21 protein-coding genes and 1 pseudogene are annotated in these 25,638 nt (G+C 68.3%); 14 read left to right on the forward strand and 8 right to left on the reverse strand.

Annotated elements, in window-relative coordinates:
• Nucleotides 1-19: 19 nt before the first annotated feature.
• From FFS56_RS03305 to FFS56_RS03315, 3 genes are read right to left on the reverse strand one after another with little or no spacing between them, the layout of a single operon-like run.
• Complete coding sequence (locus tag FFS56_RS03305) at nucleotides 20-517, reverse strand: GyrI-like domain-containing protein (RefSeq protein ID WP_052748812.1); 498 nt, start codon at nucleotides 515-517, stop codon at nucleotides 20-22.
• A gap of 19 nt (nucleotides 518-536) precedes the next feature.
• Entirely contained in the window at nucleotides 537-2,588 is a 2,052-nt protein-coding gene (locus FFS56_RS03310; protein ID WP_127012097.1) for a M3 family metallopeptidase, read from the reverse strand.
• Nucleotides 2,589-2,619: 31 nt separating this feature from the next.
• Nucleotides 2,620-3,537 carry a LysR family transcriptional regulator gene (locus FFS56_RS03315; RefSeq protein ID WP_046749259.1) on the reverse strand — a complete coding sequence of 306 codons (918 nt, stop codon included), beginning with the start codon at nucleotides 3,535-3,537 and terminating at the stop codon, nucleotides 2,620-2,622.
• A 99-nt stretch (nucleotides 3,538-3,636) separates the two neighbouring features.
• On the opposite strand from FFS56_RS03315, the gene tdh reads away from it, so the two are divergent.
• Genes tdh through FFS56_RS03335 form a run of 4 tightly spaced genes read left to right on the forward strand, consistent with a single transcriptional unit; the run spans nucleotide 3,637 to nucleotide 6,745 of the window.
• Nucleotides 3,637-4,680 (forward strand): L-threonine 3-dehydrogenase, encoded by a 1,044-nt coding sequence (gene tdh, locus FFS56_RS03320; protein WP_046749258.1) that lies wholly within the window; start codon nucleotides 3,637-3,639, stop codon nucleotides 4,678-4,680.
• Complete coding sequence (locus FFS56_RS03325; RefSeq protein ID WP_046749257.1) at nucleotides 4,680-5,858, forward strand: glycine C-acetyltransferase; 1,179 nt, start codon at nucleotides 4,680-4,682, stop codon at nucleotides 5,856-5,858. The genes tdh and FFS56_RS03325 overlap by 1 nt, the downstream gene beginning before the upstream one ends.
• Nucleotides 5,859-5,912: 54 nt before the next feature.
• Nucleotides 5,913-6,530: a helix-turn-helix domain-containing protein gene (locus tag FFS56_RS03330; RefSeq protein ID WP_046749256.1), complete on the forward strand. Its 618-nt coding sequence runs from the start codon at nucleotides 5,913-5,915 to the stop codon at nucleotides 6,528-6,530.
• Nucleotides 6,527-6,745: a hypothetical protein gene (locus FFS56_RS03335; protein ID WP_046749255.1), complete on the forward strand. Its 219-nt coding sequence runs from the start codon at nucleotides 6,527-6,529 to the stop codon at nucleotides 6,743-6,745. Before FFS56_RS03330 ends, FFS56_RS03335 begins: the two co-directional genes overlap by 4 nt.
• Nucleotides 6,746-6,828: 83 nt before the next feature.
• Here the strand turns inward: FFS56_RS03335 and FFS56_RS03340 are convergent, their stop codons facing one another.
• Together FFS56_RS03340 and valS are read right to left on the reverse strand one after the other, a co-directional pair.
• Entirely contained in the window at nucleotides 6,829-7,044 is a 216-nt protein-coding gene (locus FFS56_RS03340) for a hypothetical protein (RefSeq protein WP_046749254.1), read from the reverse strand.
• The gene (gene valS, locus FFS56_RS03345; RefSeq protein WP_137772073.1) at nucleotides 7,044-9,659 is read right to left on the reverse strand and encodes a valine--tRNA ligase; all 2,616 of its coding nucleotides are present in this window, start codon (nucleotides 9,657-9,659) and stop codon (nucleotides 7,044-7,046) included. The genes FFS56_RS03340 and valS overlap by 1 nt, the downstream gene beginning before the upstream one ends.
• A 170-nt stretch (nucleotides 9,660-9,829) precedes the next feature.
• On the opposite strand from valS, the gene FFS56_RS03350 reads away from it, so the two are divergent.
• Genes FFS56_RS03350 through FFS56_RS03365 form a run of 4 tightly spaced genes read left to right on the forward strand, consistent with a single transcriptional unit; the run spans nucleotide 9,830 to nucleotide 14,727 of the window.
• The gene (locus FFS56_RS03350; protein ID WP_127012099.1) at nucleotides 9,830-11,440 is read left to right on the forward strand and encodes an ABC transporter substrate-binding protein; all 1,611 of its coding nucleotides are present in this window, start codon (nucleotides 9,830-9,832) and stop codon (nucleotides 11,438-11,440) included.
• 25 nt (nucleotides 11,441-11,465) lie between these two features.
• Entirely contained in the window at nucleotides 11,466-12,413 is a 948-nt protein-coding gene (locus tag FFS56_RS03355) for an ABC transporter permease (protein WP_127012100.1), read from the forward strand.
• Nucleotides 12,410-13,222, forward strand: a complete 813-nt coding sequence (locus tag FFS56_RS03360) for an ABC transporter permease (protein ID WP_046749250.1) — start codon at nucleotides 12,410-12,412, stop codon at nucleotides 13,220-13,222. The genes FFS56_RS03355 and FFS56_RS03360 overlap by 4 nt, the downstream gene beginning before the upstream one ends.
• Nucleotides 13,219-14,727: an ABC transporter ATP-binding protein gene (locus FFS56_RS03365; RefSeq protein WP_127012101.1), complete on the forward strand. Its 1,509-nt coding sequence runs from the start codon at nucleotides 13,219-13,221 to the stop codon at nucleotides 14,725-14,727. The genes FFS56_RS03360 and FFS56_RS03365 overlap by 4 nt, the downstream gene beginning before the upstream one ends.
• Here the strand turns inward: FFS56_RS03365 and FFS56_RS03370 are convergent.
• Nucleotides 14,717-15,367, reverse strand: a complete 651-nt coding sequence (locus FFS56_RS03370) for a pentapeptide repeat-containing protein (protein ID WP_127012102.1) — start codon at nucleotides 15,365-15,367, stop codon at nucleotides 14,717-14,719. The genes FFS56_RS03365 and FFS56_RS03370 overlap by 11 nt on opposite strands.
• Nucleotides 15,368-15,676: 309 nt before the next feature.
• Here FFS56_RS03370 and ileS point away from each other — a divergent pair, with 309 nt between their 5' ends.
• The 4 genes from ileS to ndk are packed head-to-tail and all read left to right on the forward strand — an operon-like array spanning nucleotide 15,677 to nucleotide 21,261.
• Entirely contained in the window at nucleotides 15,677-19,066 is a 3,390-nt protein-coding gene (gene ileS / locus FFS56_RS03380) for an isoleucine--tRNA ligase (RefSeq protein ID WP_046749247.1), read from the forward strand.
• Nucleotides 19,063-20,415: a folylpolyglutamate synthase/dihydrofolate synthase family protein gene (locus FFS56_RS03385; protein ID WP_127012104.1), complete on the forward strand. Its 1,353-nt coding sequence runs from the start codon at nucleotides 19,063-19,065 to the stop codon at nucleotides 20,413-20,415. The genes ileS and FFS56_RS03385 overlap by 4 nt, the downstream gene beginning before the upstream one ends.
• Nucleotides 20,412-20,843 (forward strand): DUF4233 domain-containing protein, encoded by a 432-nt coding sequence (locus tag FFS56_RS03390; RefSeq protein WP_218867904.1) that lies wholly within the window; start codon nucleotides 20,412-20,414, stop codon nucleotides 20,841-20,843. Before FFS56_RS03385 ends, FFS56_RS03390 begins: the two co-directional genes overlap by 4 nt.
• A gap of 1 nt (nucleotide 20,844) precedes the next feature.
• Entirely contained in the window at nucleotides 20,845-21,261 is a 417-nt protein-coding gene (ndk, locus tag FFS56_RS03395; RefSeq protein ID WP_017830321.1) for a nucleoside-diphosphate kinase, read from the forward strand.
• A 68-nt stretch (nucleotides 21,262-21,329) separates the two neighbouring features.
• Here the strand turns inward: ndk and FFS56_RS03400 are convergent, their stop codons facing one another.
• On the reverse strand, nucleotides 21,330-21,947 hold the full coding sequence (locus FFS56_RS03400) for a vitamin K epoxide reductase family protein (RefSeq protein WP_046749244.1): 618 nt from the start codon (nucleotides 21,945-21,947) through the stop codon (nucleotides 21,330-21,332).
• 283 nt (nucleotides 21,948-22,230) lie between these two features.
• Between FFS56_RS03400 and FFS56_RS03405 the strand changes: the two are divergent.
• Nucleotides 22,231-24,836: pseudogene (locus FFS56_RS03405) on the forward strand (Rne/Rng family ribonuclease).
• On the opposite strand, the gene FFS56_RS03410 reads toward FFS56_RS03405, so the two are convergent.
• Nucleotides 24,801-25,067: a DUF4031 domain-containing protein gene (locus tag FFS56_RS03410; RefSeq protein ID WP_046749242.1), complete on the reverse strand. Its 267-nt coding sequence runs from the start codon at nucleotides 25,065-25,067 to the stop codon at nucleotides 24,801-24,803. The pseudogene FFS56_RS03405 and the gene FFS56_RS03410 sit on opposite strands and share 36 nt — an antisense overlap.
• A gap of 246 nt (nucleotides 25,068-25,313) precedes the next feature.
• On the opposite strand from FFS56_RS03410, the gene rplU reads away from it, so the two are divergent.
• Nucleotides 25,314-25,622, forward strand: a complete 309-nt coding sequence (gene rplU / locus FFS56_RS03415) for a 50S ribosomal protein L21 (protein ID WP_028501602.1) — start codon at nucleotides 25,314-25,316, stop codon at nucleotides 25,620-25,622.
• The last annotated feature ends 16 nt before the right edge of the window (nucleotides 25,623-25,638 follow it).

The following is a 25,638-nucleotide window of genomic DNA, read 5'->3' on the forward strand; positions in this document are numbered from 1 at the left end:
CCGCGCGTGACGGATTTCGTCAGCCGATCGGCATGATCAGGTCCGTACGCAGTTCTGGTGCCGGAGCGCTCGGGTCGGACACGTAGATCTCGATCCAGATCCCCCCGGGACGAAGCCCCTGCGCCGACGCGCGCTCGACGAGGGCGGCCCATGCGCCACCCAGTTCCTCATAGGAGCCGAACAGCGTGGTCGCGACCGCGGGTCCTGAGGGCAGTGTCGAAGCGACGATGACGCGGCCGCTCGCGGTGGGGATGGGGTTCGCCGGTGCCGTCTGCACGGGGAAGCCGAGTTCCAGGTCGAAGACGCCCATCGGATCGCCGTGATACACCGCGAGTGCCGGGCCGGTCGGGACGAGCACGTCTCCGGCGAAGGTGAGCGCGATCGCCGAGTAGCCGGCGTCGAACGCCTCCGGGAGATCGGCGAGGCGGATACCCTCGTGGCGGATGACGGCGAGGGGGACGGACTCGAGGTCGAGGCGGTCCGCAGGACCGAACGGGGCGTCGCGAAAGGCGTTCATGCGCTCAGCGTCTCACGCCTCAGTCGGCCAGTCCACGCCTCTTCAGGAGCGGATCGATATCCGCATCGCGGCCCCGGAAGTCGCGGTATGCCTCGAGAGGATCCTTGGAACCTCCCACGCCGAGGAGTCGTGCGCGGAATCTGTCGCCGTTCGACCGGGTGAGACCACCGCTCTCTCGGAACCAGTCGACCGTGTCGGCGTCGAGCACCTCGCTCCAGATGTACGAGTAGTACCCCGCGCTGTAGCCGCCGGAGAACACGTGGGCGAAGTAGGTGGATGAGTACCGCGTCGGCACGGTCGGGTCTTTCAGACCGATGTCCGCCAGAGCGGCGGCCTCGAAAGCGGCGACGTCGTCGACCTCGGCATCCGTGCCGAGACGATGCCAGGCCTGGTCCAACCATGCGGCAGCCAGATACTCGCTGGTCGCGTGCCCCTGATCGAACGTCTCGGTCGCTCGCAGGCGCTCGACGATCGAGGGATCGAGTGGAGCGCCGGTCTCGTGGTGACGCGCGTAGTTCTCGAGGACCTCCGGCCACAGGATCCACATCTCGTTCACCTGGCTCGGGAACTCGACGAAGTCGCGGAACACGTTCGTCCCCGCGAAGTGTGGGTAGGTGACAGACGCGAAGAGGCCGTGCAGAGCGTGTCCGAACTCGTGGAACAGCGTGGTCACCTCGTCGAGCGTCAGGAGCGTCGGCTCCCCTTCTCCGGGAAGCGGCACGTTCAGGTTGTTGACCACGACCGGAGCGGTGCCGCGAAGTCGCGACTGGCTGACGATCGCATTCATCCACGCGCCGCCGCGCTTGGAATCGCGCGTGTACAGATCGAGCACGTAGAGACCGACCGGCGAGCCGTCGGCGTCGCGCACCTCGAAGACGCGCGCGCCGGGGTGATACGCGGCGAGGTCATCGCGCTCGGAGAACGTGACGCCGTAGAGCTGCGTCGCCGCGAAGAAGACGCCATCCTGGAGCACGCGCTCCGCTTCGAACCAGGGCCGAAGCGCGCTGGAGTCGATGTCGTATCGTGCAGTGCGCACCCGCTCGGTGTAAAAGGCCCAGTCGTGCGCCTCGACCGGGAACGGGATCTGCTCGGTCTCGTCGACGATCGTCTGCAGAGCTGCGCGTTCGGCCAGGGCGTTGCGCGCGGATGGTCCGGCGAGGCGTCGGAGCATCCGCTCGACCGCCTCCGGGCTTCCTGCCGTCTCATCCGCGGTCACGGCGGCAGCGTGCGAGTCGTAGCCGAGCAGCTGTGCACGCTCCGCCCGCAGACGCACGATCGCGAGAAGGACCGGACGGTTGTCGTTCGCGTTGTCGCGAGACCCGCGTGCGAGCGAGGCCGCCATGATGCGACGTCTCGATTCCCGCGGGCGCAACTGCGCCAGAGCAGGGTGGCCTGTGAAGAGCGGGAGAGTGATCAGGAGCTTTCCGTCCAAGTCCCTGTCCGTCGCGGCACGTGCGGCAGCGGAGAGCTCTCCCGCGCTCAATCCGTCGAGCTCGTCGGCCGTGTCGAACACCACGGCCAGGTCGTTGGTGTCGTTCAGCAGGTTGCGCTCGAACGTGTTGGTCAGGGTCGACAGCTTCTGGTTCATGGCGGTCAGCCGCGCCTTCGCTTCGTCGTCGAGGCCCGCACCGGCCAAGGTCATCTCGCGATGACGGCGCTCCACGAGGTACCGCTGCTCCGGATCGAGGTTCAGCGCGTCGAGCTGCTCGTACACCTGCTGCACACGCCAGTAGAGCCGGCTGTCGAGCGTGATCGCATCCTCATGCGCTGCCATGAGCGGCGCGAGCTGCTCGTCGATCTCCTGGATCTCGGGCGTCGCATCGGCCGAACTCACCGTGTAGAAGGTGTGCGCGACACGATCCAGCAGCTCGCCGGATCGCTCCAGCGCCTCAAGGGTGTTCTCGAACGTGGGCATCGAGCGCACCACGGTGATGCGCTCGATCTCGCGGAGCTGCTCCTCGAAACCCGCCTGGAAAGCGGGGAGATAGTGCTCCGGCCGAATCGCGGCGTAGTCGGGGAGCCCGTAGGGAAGCGTCGACGGCTGCAGCAGCGGATTGGTGGCGTCGGTCATCCTCCGAGCCTATCCACCGCGCCGGGCGTGTTCAGGACCCGCTCTCGCTCAGGCGCGTCATCACGCCGCGAAGGGCTTCCACGACCACGCGGACCGATCGACGACGAAGTGTCTCGGGCCGCGCGAGCACGTCGATCATCCGGTGCGTGCTCACACCTTCGAGAGGGACGCGCACGAGGTCGCGGTCGTCGACGCTGCGCGAGGTGAAGCGCGGTAGCATCCCGATCACCCCTCCGGCGGCCACGACGGCCGACACCGCGCCGTAGTCGTTGATGCGGTGTTGGATGTCGACGGGCCGATGGGCCACCGCCGATACGGCACGGAGCACGTCGTCGGGGGAGTAGCCGATGCGACTGGTGACCCATCGCTCTCCTGCGACGTCGGCCGGTGTGAGGCTGGCACGACCGGCGAGCGGATGTGAGGCCGCTACCGCCACGTCCAGGGGCTCGCGGATCAGGGTGAGGCTGCGCACACCCTGCGCGGGCCACGGTTCGGAATGCTCCATGCGGTGCGCGAGCACGAGGTCGTAGCGTGCTGTGAGCGCAGGGAAATCCGTCTGCGCGACATCCTCGTCCGTGAGCTGAACCGATGGCGCGTTCGCTGCGGACGACAGCTCCCGCACGAGTGCTCCGAACAGCGCCTGCCCGACGCTGTGGAACCCGCTGATGCTCACGACTCCCGTCGCAGAACCCTCGAAGTCGTCCAGGGCGTGTCGTGCCGCCGCCATGGCGTCGATCGCCTCGGCGCCGGCAGTCGCCAGTACTTCGCCGGCGGGTGTGAGGGCGAGCGTGCGCCCGACTCTGCGGGTCAGCGGTGTCGGCACACCACGCTGCAGGGTTGCGAGCTGCTGGGAGACGGCAGAAGGAGTGACTCGGAGCGCGTCGGCCACGGCGGTCACACTGCCGAGGGCGCCGAGCTCTCTCAGGATCTGCAACTGATGGAGTTCCACGAGAACAGTTTAGCGGCGACTACATGAACGGTGCAGACGATGCCGATTGATCTACAACCGTGGATGCGATGTGATCGAGATCATGAAGGCACTGTCCGCATGAGAGCACTGTTCAAAGGCGCGCCTGGCGCGGGGCTCGAGCTGGTCGAGCGTCCCGAACCGAAGGCCGGCGCCGACGAGGTCGTCATCCGGGTGCTGCGCACCGGCATCTGCGGAACCGATCTGCACATCCTCCGCTGGGATGACTGGGCGGCGTCGGCGATCGCCGCCCCGCTGATCCCCGGTCACGAGTTCTACGGCGAAGTGGTGGAGGTCGGACCCGGCGTGCACGACATCTCCGTGGGTGATCGCGTCTCCGGTGAAGGCCACATCGTCTGCGGGACGTGTCGCAACTGCCGGGCAGGGCGCCGGCAGATGTGCATCCGGACGATCGGTCTCGGTCTGCAGCGGGACGGTGCGTTCGCGGAGTACCTCGCGCTCCCTGCGGCGAACGTGTGGGTGCACCACGCCGAGGTGACTCCCGAGCTCGGCGCGATCTTCGATCCGCTCGGCAACGCGGTCCACACGGCGCTCACGTACCCGCTCGTCGGAGAAGACGTGCTCGTCACCGGCTGCGGCCCGATCGGGCTCATGGCCATCGCCGTCGCCAGGCACGCCGGGGCGCGGTTCATCACCGCGACAGATGTCAGCGCACCGCGTCTGGAGATGGCTCGTCGGATGGGCGCCGACGAAGTCGTCGACGTCTCGGTCCGCGATATCAGGGAGGCGCAGCAGGCGCTCGGAATGCGCGAGGGTTTCGACATCGGATTCGAGATGAGCGGTGCGCCATCCGCCCTCCCCGCCATGATCGACAACATGAACCACGGTGGGCGTATCGCGATGCTGGGTCTGCCGAGTGCCGGGTTCGGGATCGACTGGGGCAAGCTCGTCACCCACATGCTCACGATCAAGGGGATCTACGGACGCGAGATGTTCGAGACGTGGAACGCCATGGGGGCGATGCTGCAGACCAGTGCGCCCCTGCGGGATGCCATCGGCCGAGTGATCGCCGAAGTCGTCCCCGCTCGTGAATGGGAACGCGGATTCGCCGCCGCCGAATCGGCGGGAACGGGCAAGATCATCCTCGACTGGACGGAGTTGTGATGTACGGGACCTTTCAGAAGCATGTGTCGGACGAGCTGGCGGCGATCGAGGAGGCCGGCCTGACCAAGCGCGAGCGCGGTATCCGCGGGCCGCAGAACGCCGAGATCACCGCTGACGGCGCTGACGTGCTGAACTTCTGCGCGAACAACTACCTCGGTCTCGCCGACGATCCGCGCATCCTCTCGGCCGCGACGACGGCCCTGGAGGAGTGGGGCTACGGCCTCGCGAGTGTGCGCTTCATCTGCGGCACGCAAGAGCAGCACCTCGAGTTGGAGCGCCGCCTCGCCGACTTCCTCGGCACGGACGAGGCCATCCTGTACTCGTCGTGCTTCGACGCGAACGGGGGAGTGTTCGAGACACTCTTCGGACCCGAGGACGCCATCATCTCCGATGAGCTGAACCACGCCTCGATCATCGACGGCATCCGACTCTCGAAGGCGAGGCGGCTTCGCTACCTCAACCGGGACATGGCCGATCTCGAGGCGCAGCTGCAGGCGGCAACGGACGCCCGATTCCGTGTGATCGTGACGGACGGCGTGTTCTCGATGGACGGCTACATCGCGCCCCTCGCCGAGATCTGCGATCTCGCCGACCGTTACGACGCCCTCGTCTTCGTCGACGATTCCCATGCGGTCGGTTTCGTCGGCGAGAACGGTCGTGGCACACCGGAGCTCTGCGGAGTAGCCGATCGTGTCGACATCTACACCGGAACCTTCGGCAAGGCGCTCGGGGGCGCATCGGGCGGGTACGTCGCCTCGCACGCCGAGATCGTGGCTCTGCTGCGCCAGCGTTCTCGTCCCTACCTGTTCTCGAACACTCTCGCCCCCGCGATCGTCGCCGGCACGCTGACCGCCCTCGATCTCGTCGAAGGGTCCGCGGACCTTCGGGCGCGGCTGCGTGCGAACGCGTCGCTGTTCCGCGAGCGCATGACGGCGGAGGGCTTCGATCTGCTTCCGGGCGAACACCCCATCGTCCCCGTCATGTTCGGGGACGCGGCGAAAACGGCGCAGATCGCTCAGGAGATGCAGGCGCGTGGCATCTACGTGACCGCGTTCAGCTTCCCGGTCGTGCCGCGCGGCCTGGCACGGATCCGCGTGCAGCTGTCGGCGGCGCACACGGCGGAGCAGATCGAGTATTGCGTCGGCGCCTTCGTCGCCGCGCGCGACGCAATCGACTGAGCACATGCAAAGAAACGCTTGCAAAGAACCCTTTGCAAGCGTATCTTTGCATTCATGACGAACGAGACGCAGGTCAGGACGCTCGACGCCAGCGCGCTCAAGGCGCTGGCACACCCACTGCGGGTCAAGATCTTCGACATCCTCGCGGCGCGAGGTCCGCAGACCGCCAGCTCCCTTGCGGCCCTCGTGGGAGAGACATCGGGATCCACCAGCTATCACCTGCGTGCGCTTGCAGCTCACGACCTGATCCGAGAGGTGGAGGGGCGAGGCACGGCGAGGGAGCGATGGTGGGAACGGCCCAAGGGGCGCATAGACGTGCCCGGCCCCGATGAGATGACCTCGCCGGCGAACCGCGCCGCGGCGCAGATCGTCACCTCGGAGTTCTTCCGCGTCCGCCACGAGACCCTCATGAGCTACCTGAACCGACCGCAGGCCGAGGTCCCCGAAGCGTGGCGAGACGTCGGGATCACGATCACCACGCACCTCGACATGACACCGGAGCAGGCGATGTCGCTTCGCGAGGAACTCGAAGCCATCGTCGAGAGCGCCATCGAGCGGTACCGGGGCCAGGAGGGGCCGGACGTGCGGCGGGTTTCGCTCCGCGCCGAGCTCTTCGATCTGCCGACCCCGCGCACGACCTCGCCCGCCGTCGACAACGAGGAGGCATCATGACCGCGGCAACTCTCCATCTCGTCGCACCGACGCGAACCGAGCGTCGGCTGCTCCGACTGGCCGATCGGCTGACGGCGTACGTCGAGAATCGGATCTCACATCGCGCGGAGCGGCGTGAGCTCTCGCTCGATCTGCTGCGCGAACAACAGACCCGCCGGCAGGACCCCCGTGCCGTCGACCATGCCCTCGCGCAACTGGGAGTGACCCGCCGCTGACGTCGTGGCCCGGGGCCGCGCGACGAGACCCCCTGATATCCGCACGGGTGTCAGGGGGTCTCGTCCCGGTGGCGGGGCCCGGTTCAGTCGGCGAACGGGCGGGCGACGACCTCACCGGACGCGGTCTGGAGGACCTCCCAGCCGGCGTCGAGCTCGGCGATCGCACGCCCTTCCAGCCAGGTGAGGGTCCAGTGGCCGGTGAGGCCCTGGGACTCGACCTCGGCGATGGCGGGACGCAGCGCTTCGGGGACGGAGGCGGGCGGCTGTGCACCCGCGGCCCAGCGCGTGCCGAGCTGCATCAGGAGGCCTCGACCGGGGCGAGCTCGATCGCGGTGACCGCGAACTCCTCCGCCTCGGTGATCTCGAGCTCGGCGATGCGGCCGACCGCGCGGAGGTCGTCCGCCGCGGCGCGCAGGGCCTCGACCTTCGCTGCGGGAGCGGCGATGGCGGCACGGGAGACCGGGGTCTTCTGTGACGCCTTCGCCTCGGTCTTCGCGCGCCGGATGCCGATGAGCGCCTCGCTCGCGGCGGCCAGCACGGCCGGGTCGCCCTCGATGCCGAGCTTCTCGGGCCACGCTGCGGTGTGCACGGAGCCCGCCTCGAACCACGACCAGGCCTCCTCCGTGGCGAAGGAGAGCACCGGCGCGAGCAGGCGGAGAAGCGTGGACAGCGCCAGACGCAGCGCGAGGGCGGCCGAGGCCTGGCCCACGTCGTTCTGGTTGTAGGCGCGCTCCTTCACGAGCTCCAGGTAGTCGTCGCAGAACGTCCAGAAGAACGCCTCGGTCAACTCCAGCGCCCTTGCCGCGTCGTACCGGTCGAAGGCAGCGGTCGCCTCGGCCACCACCCCGTCGAGCGCCGTGAGCATCGAGGCGTCGAGCGCGTGCGTCACCTGCGCGCCCGCGGGCACCGGGAACGACAGCACGAACTTCGCGGCGTTGAGCACCTTGATGGCGAGACGCCTGCCGATCTTCACCTGGGTCGGGTTCTGCGGGTCGAAGGCCGCGTCCATGCCGAGTCGGCTCGAGGCCGCCCAGTACCGCACCGCGTCAGAGCCGTGGGTGTCGAGCACGTCGGCCGGGGTGACGACGTTGCCCTTCGACTTCGACATCTTCTTGCGGTCGGGGTCGACGATGAAGCCGGAGATGGCGGCGTTCTTCCATGGGGTGCGGCCGTCTTCGAGCGTGGAGCGCAGCATGGTCGAGAAGAGCCAGGTGCGGATGATGTCCTGTCCCTGCGGGCGCAGATCGAACGGAGCAGTGAGCTGCCACAGCTCCTCGTCCCGCTGCCAGCCGCCCGCGAGCTGCGGGGTCAGGGAGGACGTCGCCCAGGTGTCGAGGATGTCGGCCTCGGCATCGAACCCGCCCGGCACCCCGCGCTGCTGCTCGGTGTAGCCCGCCGGGACATCCGTGGTCGGGTCGATGGGCAGCGCGGCCGCATCCGGGGTGAGCACCCGGTCGTAGTCGCGCTCGCCGTTCTCGTCCAACGCGTACCAGAGCGGGATCGGCACGCCGAAGAACCGCTGCCGGGACACGAGCCAGTCGCCGGTGAGGCCGCCGACCCAGTTCTCGTAGCGGACCCGCATGAAGTCGGGGTGCCACGCCAGCTCGGTTCCGTGCGCGAGGAGCTGGTCGCGCAGCTCGCCGTCGCGGGCGCCGTTGCGGATGTACCACTGCCGGGTCGAGACGATCTCGAGCGGGCGGTCGCCCTTCTCGAAGAACTTCACGGCGTGCTGGAAGGGCTTGCCGACGGCGGTCATGTCGCCGGTCTCCTGCAGCTTCTCCACGATCGCCTTGCGGGCGCTGAAGACGGTCTTGCCCGCCACGTTCTCCACGTACCAGGAACGCGCGTCGGGGTCTGTGACGATCGACGGCGCCTCGGCGAGGAAGCGGCCGTCGAGACCGATCGCCGTCATGTTCGGCAGGGACTCGCCGGCGGTGGTGCGCAGCTCGCGCCACCAGATGATGTCGGTCACATCGCCGAAGGTGCAGACCATTGCCGCACCGGTGCCCTTGTCGGGCTGGGCGAGGTGGTGGCCGTGGATCTCGATCTCGGCGCCGAAGTACGGCGTGCGCACCTTGGTGCCGATGAGGTGCTTGTGCGGCCCCTCGGGGTGGGTCACGATCGCGATGCACGCCGGGAGGAGCTCCGGGCGCGTGGTGTCGATCGCGATGGAGCCGGAGCCGTCAGCGAAGGGGAACTCGATCGTGTGGTACGCGGCCTGCTGGTCGCGGTCCTCGAGCTCAGCCTGCGCGATCGCGGAGCGGAAGTCGATGTCCCACAGCGTCGGCGCGAGGGCCTGGTATGCCTCGCCGCGCTCGATGTTGCGGAGGAACGCGAGCTGGCTCTGCCGGATCGTGTCGTCGGAGATGGTGCGGTAGGTCTGCGTCCAATCGACGCTCAACCCGAGCTGACGGAACAGGGCCTCGAACTGCTTCTCGTCCTCGATCGTGAGGCGCTCGCACAGCTCGATGAAGTTGCGGCGGCTGATCGGCCGCTGGTCGGCAGCCCGGCTCGACTTGTTGTCGCCGCCCTCGAAGGGAGGGGTGAAGTCGGCGTCGTAGGGGAGAGACGGGTCGCAGCGCACGCCGTAGTAGTTCTGCACGCGGCGCTCGGTGGGCAGGCCGTTGTCATCCCAGCCCATCGGGTAGAACACGGTCTTGCCGCGCATGCGCTCGTACCGCGCCTTGACGTCGGTGTGCGTGTAGGAGAACACGTGGCCGATGTGGAGGCTGCCGGAGGCGGTCGGCGGCGGGGTGTCGATCGAGTAGACGCCCTCACGGCCGAGCTCGGCGGCGCGCAGACGGTCGAACAGGTACGTGCCCTGCTCAGCCCAGGCGGCGTCCCACTTCGCTTCGAGACCTTCGAGTGCTGGCTTGTCGGGAATGGGGTTCTGCGCCGTTTCGGAAGCAGGCATGGAGGTCTCCTCGAGCGATGTATGCGGCACTGTGTGAGCGTGCCTGAGTGTGGGGTGTGCCGAACAGTCTACCGAGCGTCACGGTGACGGGTCGCCTGCGCAGATCGACCCCGTCCAAGAATCAGCCGTAGGATGGAGGGACCCCGACCCGCTCGTCCAGAGGAACCGTCATGCCCGCAAGATCTGTGCGCCGTCTCCTGCCCTTCGCGGCGCTCACCGCCGCCGCTGCGCTGGTACTCAGTGCGTGTGCTGCGCCCGGCGCCGATGGGGAGGGCGGGGAGCTCGTGTGGTCGATCGAGGGCGCGAATCTGTCCGCAGGGCACATGGATCCGCAGGTCAGCCAGCTCGATGTCTCCGGCATGGTGCAGCGGGCGGTGCTCGACTCCCTGGTCTTCCAGGAGGACGACGGATCGTTCAGCCCGTGGCTCGCGAAGAGCTGGGACGTCTCACCGGACAGCACGGAGTACACCTTCACGCTCCGCGACGACGTGACCTTCACCGACGGCGAGAAGTTCGACGCTGCCGCCGTCAAGGCGAACTTCGACCGCATCGTCGACCCCGAGACCGCGTCGGCCCAGGCAGCCAGCATGCTCGGCGCCGATTTCTACGACGGCACCGAGGTCGTCGACGATCACACCGTCAAGGTGACCTTCACGCAGCCCTACGCGCCGTTCCTGCAGGCGGCGAGCACGCCGCAGCTCGGCTTCTACTCGCCTGCCGTGCTGGAGAAGTCGGCCGACAAGCTCAAAGCGGGCGGCCCCGGGATCACCGTCGGCACCGGCCCGTTCGAGCTCACCGAGTACACGCCCGACCAGGAGATCGTCTACACCCGCAACGACGACTACGCCTGGGGCCCGCACGACGCTGAGGCTCCGAACTTCGAGACCCTGCGCGTCGAGATCCAGCCGGAGGCGTCTGTGCGCGCGGGCGTCGTCGAAAGCGGTGAAGCCGACCTGGCCAGCAACATCCCGCCGAACCTCGCGAAGGACCTCGGCGACGGCGTCACGGTCGACTCGATCGAGTACCCGGGTCTGCCGTACTCGCTGTATCTGAACGAGAAGTACGGAGTCTTCGCCGACGAGAAGGTGCGTCAGGCGTTCGCCCGCGGCATCGACATCGACGCCGCGGTGGAGGAGATCTACTTCGGGCAGTTCTCGCGGGCGTGGAGCATCCTCGGGTCGACGACTCCGGGCTACGACGCGTCCCTCGAGGGCAGCTGGCCGTTCGACCAGGATGAGGCGAACACGCTCCTCGACGAGGCCGGCTGGACGGCCCGCGACACCGACGGGATCCGCCTGAAGGACGGCAAGCGCCTCTCGGTGCGCTGGATCGCCTGGACTCCGGTTCCCGACGACCGTGCCGCGCTGGCCAACGCGATCCAGTCCGACCTCAAGGGGATCGGCTTCGAGGTCGAGCGCGAGGTGCTCGAACCGGGCGCCTACAACGAGCAGTACGAGCCGAAGACGTTCGACCTGACCGACTGGGGCTTCTCCGGTGTCGACCCCGACCTGCTGCGCAGTCATCTGCACACCGACGGGTTCCAGAACGCCTCACAGGTCAGCGACCCCGAGATCGATGCGCTGCTGGAACAGGCCGTCGCGACGAGCGATCAGGACACGCGGAACGGGCTTTACACCCAGCTGCAGGAGTGGAACGCCACGCACACCGCCATCGTGCCGCTGTACAGCCCGTCGGCGATCACGGCCGTCGGCGACCGCGTCGAGGGCGTCGAGTACGACCTGTACGGCCGTCCGCTGTTCTACGATGTGACCGTCGGCTGAACCGCCGGCTGAGCGGAGGGCACGGGTGGTGAAGGCTGCTCTCGTCCGCATCGCCGGCCTGATCGCCTCCGTCGTCATCGTCCTGTGGGGCGCCGCCACCGTCGCATTCCTCGCGTTCCGAGTGATCCCCGGAGATCCCGTGTCGGTGATGCTGGGACCTCAGGCACAGGTGAGTGAGGCGGTCAAGGACGGCATCCGCGCCGACCTGGGACTGGACCGGCCGCCGTGGGAGCAGTACCTCGGTTTCATCGGCCAGCTGGCCCGCGGGGACCTGGGGGAGTCGTACCAGCTGCGGATGCCGGTCACAGAGGTGATCGGACGCCAGCTGGGAGCGACGGTACAGCTCTCCGCGCTCGCACTGGTGATCGCCGTCGTGCTCGCCGTCGGGGTCGCCGTCCTCGTACGCGGCGATGCAGGACGCACGGCCGCCGCGGCGGTGGAGCTGGTGGTGCTCTCGTCTCCGGTGTTCTGGATCGGACTGGTCCTCCTCAGCGTCTTCGCCTTCGGACTGGGGTGGTTTCCGGTCTCCGGAGCCCGCAACCCCGCCACGATCGTCCTCCCCGCGGTGACGCTCGCGCTCCCGGTGGCCGCGCTGCTCAGTCAGGTGCTCCGGGACGGCCTCGTGCAAGCCGAGCGCATGCCGTTCGCTGAGACGGTGCGCGCGCGTGGGGCGAGTCCTTCGTGGTTCACGCTCCGGCACGGACTGCGTCACGGCGCAGCCTCCGCCGTCACGCTCGCCGCCTATCTGACCGGCTCCGTCCTCGGCGGAGCGGTGCTGGTCGAGACCGTGTTCGCCCGACCCGGTCTCGGACGCGTGACGCTCGCGGCGATCAGCGACCGCGATCTTCCGGTCATCACGGGGATCATCCTCCTGAGCGCCGTGGTGTTCGTCACCGTGAACCTGCTGGTCGAGATCGTGCACCCCCTGATCGACCCGCGTATCAGGGCAGCACGTGACCGGAGCACCCGATGAGGCGCGCGCAGACTGTGCTCCTCTGGTCGGCCATCGTGGTGAGCGCCGTGATCGTGTTCGCGGCGCTCTGGCCCGGCGTCCTCGCCACGCACGATCCACTGCAGACCGATGTCCGCTCCGCCCTGCTGCCGCCCGGCGCGGAGCACTTCTTCGGCACCGATCAGAGCGGGCGCGACGTCTACTCGCGGGTGGTCCACGGCGCGGGGAGATCGCTGGGTATCGGGCTCTTCGCCACCGGGGTGGCTCTGGTCCTCGGGCTCATGATCGGCGCGCTCGCCGGGGTCGCACCGCGGGGCGTCGACACCACCGTGATGCGGGTGAACGACGTGCTGATGGCGTTCCCCGAGTTCCTGGTCGCGCTGGTCGTCGTCGCCGTGCTGGGACCGGGACCCGTGAACATCGCGATCGCGGTGACCCTGGCCGCCCTGCCGGTGTACATCCGGTTGGCGCGCGTGCAGACCCAGACGCTCCGCGTCACCGAGCACGTCGAAGCCGCGCGCATCCTCGGCGTCCCGCGCTGGCGCGCTTTCCGCAGGCACGTGCTGCCGGGCGTGCTCGGTGCGCTGAGCGTGCTCGCCACCATCGGCATCGGCTCGAGCATCCTCGCGGCCGCGGGACTCAGCTTCCTGGGCTTGGGTCCCTCAGAGCCGACGCCCGAGTGGGGATTGATGCTCGCCGGGGGCCGCAATGTGCTGGGCCAGGCCTGGTGGATCTCCCTCTTCCCCGGCGTCGCGATCACGCTGACCGTGGTCTCGGCCACCGTCATCGGGCGAATCCTTCGGGCTCGCGCAGACGGGAGGACAGGATGAACGCTGCACTGCAGGTTCGAGGACTCCGCATCTCGTTCGACGGGAAGCAGGTCGTGGATGACGTGTCCTTCGCCGTCGACCGCGGTGAGTGCGTCGCGATCGTGGGGGAGTCCGGCGCCGGCAAGTCCCTCACGGCGCGTGCCCTGCTGGGGCTGACTCCCGCAGCCGCTGACGTCACCCTGGACGGGCTCGTGGTGGACGGGAGGGATGTCGCCGGTCTCTCCGATCGGGCGTGGAGGGGCGTGCGCGGATCGGGAATCGCGCTCATCTCCCAGGACGCGCTGGTCTCCCTCGATCCCCTGCGGCGCATCGAGGCGGAGATCGCCGAGCCGCTCCTCCTCCACAGGGTCGTCCGGGGGCGGGCGCCGCGAGCGACACGTGTGCGGGAGCTGCTGGAGCGCGTGTGGATGCCCGAACCGGAGCGCCGCGCGCGACAGCACCCGCACGAACTCTCCGGAGGTCTGCGGCAGCGTGCGCTCATCGCGTCCGCACTCGCCGCGAACCCGGCCGTCCTCGTGGCGGACGAGCCGACCACCGCGCTCGACGCCACCGTGCAGGCGCGGATCCTCGGACTGCTGCGTGAGATCACCGACGCGGGGACGGCCCTCGTGTTCATCAGCCACGACTTCGCAGCGGTCCGGAGGATCGCCGATCGTGTCCTGGTGATGCGGAGCGGCGTGGTCGTGGAGTCCGGTCCGGTGGCCGATGTGCTCGAGAACCCTCGACACGAGTACACGAAGCAGCTCATCGCCGCGACGATCCACGAACCCCGAACCGCTACGCCGACGGATTCCGCATCGGTGCTGAGAGTCGACGGCGTGTCACGGAGCTTCGGCACCGTGCCAGCGGTCGTCGATGCCTCGTTCGTCGTGAGAGACGGGCGGACGCTCGGCATCGTGGGGGAGTCGGGATCGGGTAAGACCACTCTCGCCCGCATGATCGTCGGTGTCGATGCCCCGGACAACGGCGCTGTGGAGTGGAACGCACCGCGACGGGTGCAGTTGGTGCATCAGAATCCGCTCGGCGCCTTCGACCCGCGCTGGACGATCGGTCGATCGCTGCAGGAAGCGCTGGAGGCCGGTGGTGTGCCCCGCACCGCGCGCCCTGCTCGGGTGGTCGAACTTCTCGCCGAGGTCGGCCTGGCTCCCGCACTGGCCGGCAGACGTCCGAGTGTCCTTTCCGGCGGACAGAGGCAGCGGGCGGCCATCGCCCGTGCCCTCGCCGCAGATCCTGACGTGCTGGTGCTCGACGAACCCGTCTCCGCGCTCGACCCCTCGGTGCGGGAGCGGGTGCTGCGTCTGCTCGCCGGGCTGCAGCGCGAACGCCGGCTGACGATGATCCTCGTCTCCCATGATCTGGATGTCGTGGGATCGGTCGCGGATGACGTGCTGGTGATGCAGGACGGCCGGATCGTGGAGCAGGGGCCGACGTCGGAGGTGTTCGCGGCACCGCAGCACCCGTTCACGAGAGAGCTGATCGACGCGAGCGGCGCCGTCAGTCCTTGACGAGGATGCCGATTCCCGCGGCGAGCACGGGTGCCAGCTGCTGCACCTGGAACGAGGTGAGCGTGGCACCGCGCAGGCTGTTGGCGTCGAGGTAGCCGAGAGCGTCGAGCCCGCGCAGATCGAGGTCTTTCGCCCGCATGCCCCGCGAGTCCACCTCGTCACTCGATGTGGACGTGAAGCGCACTCGCGTGAGCTCGGCCCGCGGCATGTCGATCGTGCGGATGGCGCACCCTGTGATCTCGAGATCGGTGACCTTCGCCGCACCGAGGTTGAGGTAGTCGATGCGCACATCGCGCAGGTCGAGCTCCGAGACATGCGCCTCACTGAGGTCGAGGGTCCCGATGCGGCCGCCGTTGATCCGCACTCGCCGCACACCCGCGTCGCGCATGCGCAGCGAGGCGATGCGCACCCCCGACATGTCGACGTCGACGACCGATGCCCCGGTGAGGTCGACGGCATCGGCGTCTGCGCTCACGGCGCACTGCTCGACCGTCGAATAGGCGAGGTCGACGGTACCGGCCAGATCGAGTCGAGCGGCGACGAGGTCGGCACTGCGGGCAGCCCGAGCCGGTTCGAGCACCGGCGGCAGATCGGGCGCCGTGACGCGTGGAGACGCGGGGGAGTCGGAGGTGCGGGCCATGTTCCGAGCGTAGGGCGGGCCGACGACATCGCGCGCGGCCGTGCGCGGTCGCCATCCGGGAAGGCGATGCGCCGGGGAGCGGTGGGCACGCGTACACTGGTGGGACGAGCATCGATCCGGCCATCACCGGGGAGCTCTCGGAAGAACGGCGTGACCTTCGGGCCGCGCTCAGTAGAACCGAGCGGGGCAGGCCCGTCACAGCCGCAGTGAGAGTGGTCGCGCCGCAGGGCGCGGCACGCGAGGTGGTACCGCGGTCCGTGAGGGTCGTCCTCGCATGAGCATCCGCCACGACGACCACTGCGAGCCACGATGACATACCCCCGTTCCGCCTTCGGCCCCGCCGCCGACTCCGTCGCGCCCAGCCCTCGCTTCCCGCAGATCGAGGAGGAGGTGCTCACGTTCTGGGAAGCGGACGACACCTTCCGCGCGTCGATCGCGCAGCGCGAGGGGTCGCCGGAGTGGGTGTTCTACGACGGCCCGCCCTTCGCGAACGGCCTTCCGCACTACGGCCACCTGCTCACGGGGTACGCGAAGGACGTGTTCCCGCGCTTCCAGACGATGACCGGCCACAAGGTCGATCGTGTCTTCGGGTGGGACACGCACGGGCTTCCCGCCGAGCTCGAGGCGATGAAGCAGCTCGGCATCACCGAGAAGGCCGAGATCGAGGAGATGGGCATCGATGTCTTCAACGCGAAGGCGAGGAGCTCGGTCCTGGCTTACACGCACGAGTGGCAGGACTACGTCACCCGTCAGGCGCGGTGGGTGGACTTCGACCGTGGCTACAAGACGCTCGACCTGGGCTACATGGAGAGCGTGCTCTGGGCGTTCAAGACGCTGTACGACAAGGGCCTCGCCTATGAGGGATACCGGGTGCTCCCGTACTGCTGGCGCGATGAGACCCCGCTCAGCGCACACGAGCTGCGCATGGACGACGACGTCTACCAGATGCGCCAGGACCCTTCGGTCACGGTGACCTTCCCGCTGACCGGAGCCAAGGCAGAATCGCTCGGGCTCACCGGCGTCCGTGCCCTCGCATGGACCACCACGCCCTGGACTCTCCCGACCAACCTCGCGCTCGCCGTCGGTCCCGACATCGAGTACGTGGTGCTGCCAGCCGGACCTCACGGCGCGGCGGACGTGCATCAGGCCGCGGGGACGACGGATGCCGCTGTCGAGGCGTCGGCCCACCGATACCTGCTCGCGAAGCAGCTCATCGGAGGCTATGCCAAGGACCTCGGTTACGAGAGTGCCGATGACGCGCTGGCCGCCGTCGATGCGACGGTGCGCGGTGCCGACCTGCAGGACGTGACCTACGACCGGCTGTTCGACTACTACGCCGACGCCGAGACCTACGGGACCGAGAACGCCTGGCGCATCCTGGTGGACGACTACGTCACCGTCAGCGATGGAACCGGCATCGTCCACCAGGCTCCGGCCTACGGCGAGGACGACCAGCGGGTCGCCGGTGCTGCGGGGATCCCGACGATCCTGTCGCTCGACGATGGCGGGCGCTTCTTCCCGAACGTCACCGACGTCGCCGGCCAGCTGTGGATGGACGCGAACACGCCCCTCGTACGGCTGATCCGCGAGAACGGCCGTCTGATCCGCCTGCAGAGCTACGAGCACTCGTACCCGCACTGCTGGCGCTGCCGGAACCCGCTGATCTACAAGGCGGTGTCGAGCTGGTTCATCCGCGTCACGGACATCAAGGACGACATGCTCGCCAACAACGAGCAGATCACCTGGGTGCCGGAGAACGTCAAGCACGGACAGTTCGGCAAGTGGCTCGAGGGCGCACGCGACTGGTCGATCAGCCGCAACCGCTACTGGGGATCGCCGATCCCGGTCTGGAAGAGCGACGACCCCGAGTACCCGCGCGTCGACACCTACGGCTCGCTGGAGGAGCTGGAGCGCGATTTCGGCGCCCTGCCGCGCAACGCACAGGGTGAGGTCGACCTGCACCGGCCATACATCGATGATCTCACCCGGCCGAATCCCGACGACCCCACCGGTAAGAGCTCGATGCGCCGCATCGAAGACGTCTTCGACGTGTGGTTCGACTCGGGTTCGATGCCATTCGCCCAGGTGCACTACCCGTTCGAGAACCAGGAATGGTTCGATACTCACGCGCCGGCTGACTTCATCGTCGAGTACATCAACCAGACCCGCGGCTGGTTCTACGTCATGCACGTGCTCTCGACCGCGCTGTTCGATCGTCCCGCGTTCACGGGGGCCAGCTGCCATGGCATCGTCCTGGGCAGCGACGGCTACAAGATGTCGAAGTCGCTGCGCAACTACCCGGATGTATCGGAAGTGCTCGACCGCGACGGCTCCGATGCGATGCGCTGGTTCCTGATCTCGAGCTCCGTGCTGCGCGGAGGGAACCTCATCGTCACGGAGGAGGGCATCCGCTCCGGGGTCCGCGAGTTCCTGCTGCCGCTGTGGAACTCGTGGTACTTCTTCGCGACCTACGCGAATGCATCGGGAGCTGACGGCTACGAGGCGCAGTGGAGCACCGATTCCACCGATGTGCTCGATCGCTACATCCTCGCTCGTCTCGGTGACCTCGTCCGCGAGGTGCGTGCCGACCTGGAGGGTCTCGACTCCACGACGGCGTCCGCGCGGTTGCGCGACTTCGCCGAGGTGCTGACGAACTGGTATATCCGACGTTCGCGCGATCGCTTCTGGACGGGCGTGACGGAAGACCCGAAGAGCCGTGAGGCGTTCGACACCCTCTACACCGTGCTCGAGACGCTCACCCGCGTCGCAGCGCCTCTCGTGCCCCTCATCAGCGAGCGCGTGTGGCAGGGTCTGACCGGTGGACGCAGCGTGCACCTGACCGACTGGCCGGACGAGGCGCAGTTCCCCGCAGCGGACGAGATCCGCGACGCCATGGACGCCGTGCGCGAGCTGTCGAGCGTGGGCAACGCACTGCGCAAGAAGGAGAAGCTGCGTGTGCGTCTCCCGCTCGCCCGCTTCACCGTGGTCTCGCCTCTCGCGGCGTCGCTCGGGCAGTTCGAGGACATCCTCCGCGAGGAGCTCAACGTGAAGTCGGTCGAACTCGTCGCGCTCGCCGATGACACCGCAGCGGAGTACGGCATCGCGCACCGCCTCAGCGTCAACGCCCGCGCGGCCGGTCCGCGTCTGGGTAAGGACGTGCAGAAGGCGATCCAGGCCGCACGCGCGGGCGACTGGACCGAGGAAGCCGGCGTCATCACAGCCGGCGGCATCGCGCTGGAGCCGTCGGAGTACGAGCTCGTGCTCGAGACGACCGGCCGCCCGGAGGGGGAGGCTCTGGCCATCGTGCCGAGCGGCGGCTTCGTGCTGCTGGACACCAGGACGACCCCCGAGCTCGAGGCGGAGGGGCTCGCTCGAGATGTGATCCGCGCCGTGCAGGAGACGCGCAAGAACGCCGACTTCGACGTGAGCGACCGCATCCGGCTGGTGCTCCGATTCCAGGACGATGCGGACACCGCGGCCGTGGTCTCGGCGTTCGAGCTGGCAGGCATCGCTGCGGAGACCCTCGCCGAGGAGTACTTCGTGATCGATGCGCAGGGCGACTCGATCTTCGGTCACGGTGCGGTCCTCGCCGGTGCGGGAAGCGCGACGCCGGAGTTCTCCGCTGTGATCTCCGCCGGGACGTATGCGAACATCGGCGACTTCACGATCGACGTGACCAGGATGGAAGCGGGAGCATGAGTGCTGCTGACAGGGCGGATGCCGTCTACGAGGCACTGCTGAGCCGAGCGGGAGAGCGCTGGGTGCAGCCGCGCAAGGAGCGCACCGCCCGGATCCTTGCCTTCCTCGACGACCCGCAGCGCACGTACCGCGTCGTGCACATCACGGGCACCAACGGAAAGACGTCGACGGCCCGGATGATCGAGAGCCTTCTGCGTGCGCACGATCTGCGCACCGGACTGTTCACCAGTCCGCACCTGGAGCGCTTCACCGAGCGCATCATGATCGACGGCGAGCCCATCGCCGACGAGGCCGTCGCGGACGCGTGGGATGAGATCGAGCCGTTCGTGGACATCGTCGACGCCGAGCTCGAGGCAGCCGGTGACGCTCCGCTGACCTTCTTCGAACTGCTGACCGTGCTGGCATTCGTCGCGGTCGCCGACGCGCCGATCGATGTGCTCGTGCTCGAGGTGGGCATGGGCGGCGAATGGGATTCCACGAACACCGCCGACGGCGACGTCGCGGTGTTCGCGCCGATCGACATCGACCACGCCGACCGCCTCGGCAGTACGATCGCCGAGATCGCCGAGGTCAAGGCGGGCATCATCAAGGAGGGCGCCGCCGTGGTGTCCGCTCAGCAGCCCGCTGAGGCCGCCGAGGTGCTGCGCCGGGTGGCTGCGGAGCGCAACGCCACCATCGCCTTCGAGGGCGAGGAGTTCGGTCTCACCGAGCAGAAACTCGCGGTCGGTGGGCAACTGCTCACGATCCGTGGCCTGGCGGGGGACTACACCGAGGAGTACCTCCCGCTGTACGGGGCGCATCAGGGGCACAACGCCGCCCTCGCTGTCGCCGCGGTGGAGTCGCTGATCGGGGGCGCCACGCAGCGCATCGCGGCCGACATCGTCACCGCGGGCCTGCAGGAGAGCACTTCTCCCGGCCGACTGCAGCTGCTCGGCATCGCGCCGACCGTGATCGTCGACGCGGCGCACAACCCGCACGGCGCCAAGGCGCTCGCGCAGGCACTGGACGACAGCTTCGACTTCGACGAGTGGGGTCTGGTGCTCGGTGTGCTCGCCGACAAGGATGCCGCGGGCATCGTCGCCGAGCTGGCCCCGAGGGCGGCACACGTCTTCGCCACCGCTCCGGATTCGGATCGAGCGAGCGATGCTGATGCGATCGCCGATCTCGTGGAGCAGAGCGGCCAGCGGGCGACCGTGCACCACTCTCTCGCCGACGCCGCCGACGCCGCGCGCGAGTGGGCCGCCTCCTCCGACCGACGCGCGGTGATCATCGCGGGCTCGGTGGTGCTCGCCGGAGAGGCGATCGCGCTGGCGCAGGACGAGGACTGGAAGGCGGGGTGGCGCGCATGAGCGCCGATGCCGCACCAGCGCGTCGTCCGCGCCCGCCGCGCACCCTCGTGCAGAAGCTCGCACCCGTCGTGCTGGGGTTCGAGGCGATCGTGGTCTTCCTCGTCGGACTCACGATCTTCGGGTTGCGCCAGCTCCCCGACGGTGTCGAGCAGTGGTGGGCGATCGTCGCCGGTGCGGTGCTCGCTCTCGCGTGCATCGCGATCGCGGGGATGATCACGAAGCCGTGGGCGCTCACCGCCGGGTGGGTCGTCCAGGCTCTCGTCGCGCTGTCGGCGTTCTTCGTCCCTTCCATCCTGCTCGTCGTCCTGATTTTCGGCGGGATGTGGGCGTATGCGACCATCGGAGGGGCCCGACTGGACGCACGACGCCCCGTCGAGCCCTCGACCGAGACTCAGACCACGCAGATCTCAGACACAGAGAGTGAATGACATGGCCACCGAAGAAACCCTCGTCCTCGTCAAGCCCGATGGCGTCGCTCGCGGCCTCACCGGCGCGATCCTCGCCCGCATCGAGGCGAAGGGCTACGCCCTCGTCGACATCCGCCTGGTGGAGCCCGACCGTGACCTGCTCGCCGAGCACTATGCCGAGCACGAGGGCAAGCCGTTCTACGAGCCGCTGCTCGAGTTCATGCTCTCCGGCCCGTCTGTCGCGATCCGGCTCGCGGGCAACCGCGTGATCGAGGGCTTCCGCTCGCTCGCAGGCACGACCGACCCCACGACCGCCGCACCGGGCACGATCCGTGGCGACTTCGGTCGCGACTGGGGCCTCAAGGTGCAGCAGAACCTGGTGCACGGCTCCGACAGCCCCGAGTCCGCCGCGCGCGAGCTGGGAATCTGGTTCGACTGAGAACCCGTCCACATGCGAAGAGCCCGTCCACCGAATCTCGGTGGACGGGCTCTTTCCGTGCTGCAGCCTCAGAAGATCATGCCGATGACCTCGCCGAGGAGATCGAGGCCGCGCAGCTGAGCGAGGAGGATCACGACGGCGTACGCGAGGATCGTGGCGAGCGGGACCCAGGCCATCAGCCGGTTCGCGCGCTCCTGCACCTTCTCGTTGCCGGTGAAGCTGCCGTTTCGTGTCAGGTGCAGCATGGTGGCGAAGAAGGTCGGGATGGTGACGGACCAGGTGAGCATGCACCACGGGCAGAGCACACCGAGGTTGGGGGCGTAGATGCTCTGCCAGATCAGCCAGCAGACGAGGCCGAAGGCGAAGGTCACGCCGGCGCCGAAGGTCAGCCAGAACCACCGGGGGAACCGTGAACCGGCGAGCAGCGCGACGCCGACGAAGAGGGGTGCCATCCACCCGGCGATACCGAGGATCGGGTTGGGGAAGCCGAAGACCTCTCCCTGCCACGACTCGAGGTTCTTCCCGCACTGGATCATCACGCTGACGTTGCAGCTCAGCACGGCGTCGGGATTGGCCGCGAGGACGAACTTCTCGACCGTCAGCTGGAATGCGGCGAACCAGCCCACCACACTCGCGATGATCAGCCAGACGGCGTAGACGACGGGGCGGGTGCGCTGCTCGCTCATACTGGGGATTATCCCAGCGCCTGCTATGGATGGGGCGAGAACAGGCCGGACAAAACTCGCTGCGGACGACGGGATGCCGCGAACCGACCCACTTGGTGCGATAATGGCCTGTGATGCGATGAACGGCGTTTGCCGCGACACGCGTCGAGAAGACTTCGGGGTCCAATGCCCCACGCGATCAGAGCCATGAGCCGGTCGCAGACCGAGTGAGTTCGCGGAACCCGCGGGTACCGCATGAGATTTCACGGGGCACCTAGTGTCCCGTGCAGGGAGTAAGCCAGAGATGGCCGATGAGAACAATGACAACAACGCCCCCACCCTCGACTTCCCGGCTGACGCCGCGGGAGAGCTGACGGAGCCCACCGCTCCGGATGTCGACGGCCCTGCAGAGCCGTCGATCGAGGGTGACGAGAACTCCGACGCCGCTGAACGGGCCGAGGACGCCGCTGCCGATGCTGTCGCCGCCGGCTACGCCGCAGCGGACGATGCCGCGGCTGCTGCCGACGATGCCGCTGCTGCGGCCGATTCCGTCGCTGATGCCGTGGCTGAGGCGGAAGCCGAAGCTGCCGCTGACGCGGAAGCGGCTGCCGAGGCCCAGGCTGCTGCTGAGGCGCTCGAGGTGCCGGAGAGGGAGTCCGCCGTCGCGGAGAAGCTCTCGGAAGCCGGAGTCGTCGAGGAAGCCACCGCAGAGGAGTCGGTCGCGCAGTCGACGACCGCCGTCGAGGCGACCGTCACCGAGGAGGAAGCTCCGGCCGCTCCCGAAGCTCCGGGTCCGGTGACTGCTGTGTCGCTCGGTCTGCTTCCCGAGGTGTTCGTCTCGCAGGTCTCCACACAGCTGCACTTCTACGCGCCTGAGATCGTCCCGCTCCCCGCGCAGCCGGGGCGCGAGCGCATCTTCGACCGGATCGCCGAGCGCGAGCAGTCGCAGGACGAGCCTGCGGGTCGTGGCCGCGGCCGTCGCCGCCGTGGCGGTTCCGAGGGTGACGACCAGCGCGAAGAGCCGCGTCAGCGTCAGCGCGTCGTCGAGTACATCACCGAGCCGAAGGCCATCAAGGGATCCACCCGCCTCGAGGCGAAGAAGCAGCGTCGCCGGGACGGGCGTGACGCTGGTCGTCGTCGCCCCGTCGTGACCGAGGCCGAGTTCCTCGCACGTCGCGAGTCCGTCGACCGCAAGATGGTCGTGCGCTCCAAGAACGGCCGCACGCAGATCGGTGTCCTCGAAGACGGCGTGCTGGTCGAGCACTACGTCGCCCGGAACCAGGACGCGTCGTTGATCGGCAACGTCTACCTCGGACGCGTGCAGAACGTGCTTCCCAGCATGGAGGCCGCGTTCGTCGACATCGGTCGTGGACGCAACGCCGTGCTGTACTCCGGCGAGGTCGACTGGGACGGCGTCGAGACGGGCAACCAGCCGCGCCGCATCGAACTGGCGCTCAAGCCCGGCGATCGCGTGCTCGTCCAGGTCACCAAGGACCCGGTCGGACACAAGGGTGCTCGTCTCACCAGCCAGATCTCCCTGCCCGGCCGCTACCTGGTCTACGTGCCGGGCGGTTCCATGAACGGCATCAGCCGCAAGCTTCCCGACAACGAGCGGGCACGCCTCAAGCGCATCCTCAAGGAGGTGCTGCCGGAGTCCTCCGGGGTGATCGTCCGCACGGCGGCCGAGGGTGCCACCGAGGACCAGCTCACGCGTGACGTGCAGCGTCTCACCTCGCAGTGGGAGCACATCCAGAAGCAGGTCGAGAACCAGCAGGCGCCCGCGCTCCTGCACGCGGAGCCCGACCTTCTCGTGAAGATCGTCCGCGACGTCTTCAACGAGGACTTCACCAAGATGCTCATCCAGGGCGAGGATGCGCAGCAGACCATCCGCGCCTACCTGGAGAGCGTGGCTCCCGACCTGCTCGAGCGCGTCGAGGCGTATGAGGACGAGACCGATCCGTTCGATGCGTTCCGCATCACGGAGCAGATCGAGAAGGCTCTCGATCGCAAGGTGTGGCTGCCCTCTGGTGGCTCGCTCGTGATCGACCGCACCGAGGCCATGACGGTCGTCGACGTCAACACCGGCAAGTTCGTCGGCTCGGGCGGAAACCTCGAGGAGACGGTCACCAAGAACAACCTCGAGGCAGCGGAGGAGATCGTCCGCCAGCTGCGCCTGCGTGACATCGGCGGCATCATCGTCGTCGACTTCATCGACATGGTCCTGGAGTCCAACCGCGATCTCGTGCTGCGGCGCCTGATCGAATGCCTGAGCCGCGACCGGACCAAGCACCAGGTCGCCGAGGTCACCTCGCTCGGGCTCGTGCAGATGACGCGCAAGAAGCTGGGGCTCGGCCTGCTCGAGACCTTCAGCGAGGCCTGCGAGGTCTGCGCGGCCGCGGCGTCATCGTGCACCACGACCCGGTCGTGAAGCACCGCTCCAACGGCAACAACAACGGCGGCGGCAACGGCGGCAACGGGCAGAGCGGGCGTCGTCAGCGCGGCGGCGGTGGCAACGGGAACGGTCAGAACCAGAGCGCTCCGGCTGCCTCCGCGGTCACCCACAGCATCACGGAGGGGGCGAAGTCGGCCCTCGCGCAGATCGCCGCCTCCACCATCGCTCCGGCGGCGGATGGGGCGCCGGAAGCCGAGGCGGCCGACGTCACGTCGGAAGCGCCCGCAGGTGCCGATCGTCCGAAGAAGGCTCGCAAGAAGCGAGGCGGCGACCGCAAGGGCCCGAAGTCTCCCGCCGAGGCGCTGCTCGACTCCGTCCTCGACGCTCTCCCGGAGCCGAAGGCGCCGGGTCAGGGACGAGGACGTCGTCGGGTGAGCACAGCGGCGCTCACCGGCACGCCCGTCTCGGTGAACAACGAGCCGTCAGCGCCGGTCGCGGCTGCGGACTCGGAGTCCTGAGGCGATCAGCCGGCGCACCAGCTCCTTGCCCGCGACGTGCTGGGCGCCGGCGGCGACGAGCCGGGGGATGATCTCCTCCGGCACGTCGTAGTGGTCGAGATCGAAAGCGCGTGCGGCGACGTCGTTCTCGCGCGCGAACGCGTGCAGCTCGTCGAGGCTCTCGTCGCTCACGAGGTGCGCCCACAGGCGTCCGTGGGCGGGCCAGAGCGGGTCGTCGACGAGTACGGTCACCCTTTCAGCCTAGGTCCGCGCCGGTGGGGCAGGGGCTGATGGAGCGAGCCGCGATGCACGGACCCACCTCGCTTTGCGACACCGACCCGCATCCGGTAAAGTAGTCCCTTGGTGCGTATGCCGCGTCGTCCTCGTTGGTCGAAGCGGAGAGCCTTGCGTTCGCGCCCGCCGTTCCACGGTGCATGCAAGCAACAGTCTTCCCGTGAGATCTCGGAGCCGCGAGCTCCCCAACGAAACAGGTATGAAGTGGTTTACGCAGTAGTGCGCGCCGGTGGGCGGCAGGAGAAGGTCGAGGTCGGCACGATCGTTCAGCTCGACCGTGTCAAGGCTGCCCAGGGCGAGAAGATCGAGCTGGCCGCTGTGCTGCTCGTCGACGGCGCCACGGTGACCACCGACGCTGACTCGCTGGCCAAGGTCAAGGTCACGGCTGAGGTCATCGGTAACCTCCGCGGCCCGAAGATCATCATCCAGAAGTACAAGAACAAGACCGGCTACAAGAAGCGCCAGGGCCACCGTCAGGAGCTCACGCGCGTCAAGATCACCGGCATCAAGTAAGCCAGAGGGGACCAGG

This window comes from Microbacterium sp. Beta, from assembly GCF_005502545.1.
Classification (GTDB): Bacteria; Actinomycetota; Actinomycetes; order Actinomycetales; family Microbacteriaceae; genus Microbacterium; species Microbacterium oxydans.

Bases quoted from the DNA above. Each gene is read 5' to 3' on its own strand.
- FFS56_RS03335 (WP_046749255.1), top strand. From the start codon at position 6,527: ATGACCGCGGCAACTCTCCATCTCGTCGCACCGACGCGAACCGAGCGT.
- FFS56_RS03325 (WP_046749257.1), top strand. From the start codon at position 4,680: ATGTACGGGACCTTTCAGAAGCATGTGTCGGACGAGCTGGCGGCGATC.
- FFS56_RS03365 (WP_127012101.1), top strand. From the start codon at position 13,219: ATGAACGCTGCACTGCAGGTTCGAGGACTCCGCATCTCGTTCGACGGG.
- FFS56_RS03330 (WP_046749256.1), top strand. From the start codon at position 5,913: ATGACGAACGAGACGCAGGTCAGGACGCTCGACGCCAGCGCGCTCAAG.
- FFS56_RS03340 (WP_046749254.1), bottom strand. From the start codon at position 7,044: ATGCAGCTCGGCACGCGCTGGGCCGCGGGTGCACAGCCGCCCGCCTCC.
- FFS56_RS03400 (WP_046749244.1), bottom strand. From the start codon at position 21,947: ATGAGCGAGCAGCGCACCCGCCCCGTCGTCTACGCCGTCTGGCTGATC.
- FFS56_RS03350 (WP_127012099.1), top strand. From the start codon at position 9,830: ATGCCCGCAAGATCTGTGCGCCGTCTCCTGCCCTTCGCGGCGCTCACC.
- ileS (WP_046749247.1), top strand. From the start codon at position 15,677: ATGACATACCCCCGTTCCGCCTTCGGCCCCGCCGCCGACTCCGTCGCG.
- FFS56_RS03310 (WP_127012097.1), bottom strand. From the start codon at position 2,588: ATGACCGACGCCACCAATCCGCTGCTGCAGCCGTCGACGCTTCCCTAC.
- FFS56_RS03385 (WP_127012104.1), top strand. From the start codon at position 19,063: ATGAGTGCTGCTGACAGGGCGGATGCCGTCTACGAGGCACTGCTGAGC.
- FFS56_RS03390 (WP_218867904.1), top strand. From the start codon at position 20,412: ATGAGCGCCGATGCCGCACCAGCGCGTCGTCCGCGCCCGCCGCGCACC.
- ndk (WP_017830321.1), top strand. From the start codon at position 20,845: ATGGCCACCGAAGAAACCCTCGTCCTCGTCAAGCCCGATGGCGTCGCT.
- valS (WP_137772073.1), bottom strand. From the start codon at position 9,659: ATGCCTGCTTCCGAAACGGCGCAGAACCCCATTCCCGACAAGCCAGCA.
- FFS56_RS03360 (WP_046749250.1), top strand. From the start codon at position 12,410: ATGAGGCGCGCGCAGACTGTGCTCCTCTGGTCGGCCATCGTGGTGAGC.
- FFS56_RS03305 (WP_052748812.1), bottom strand. From the start codon at position 517: ATGAACGCCTTTCGCGACGCCCCGTTCGGTCCTGCGGACCGCCTCGAC.
- FFS56_RS03370 (WP_127012102.1), bottom strand. From the start codon at position 15,367: ATGGCCCGCACCTCCGACTCCCCCGCGTCTCCACGCGTCACGGCGCCC.
- tdh (WP_046749258.1), top strand. From the start codon at position 3,637: ATGAGAGCACTGTTCAAAGGCGCGCCTGGCGCGGGGCTCGAGCTGGTC.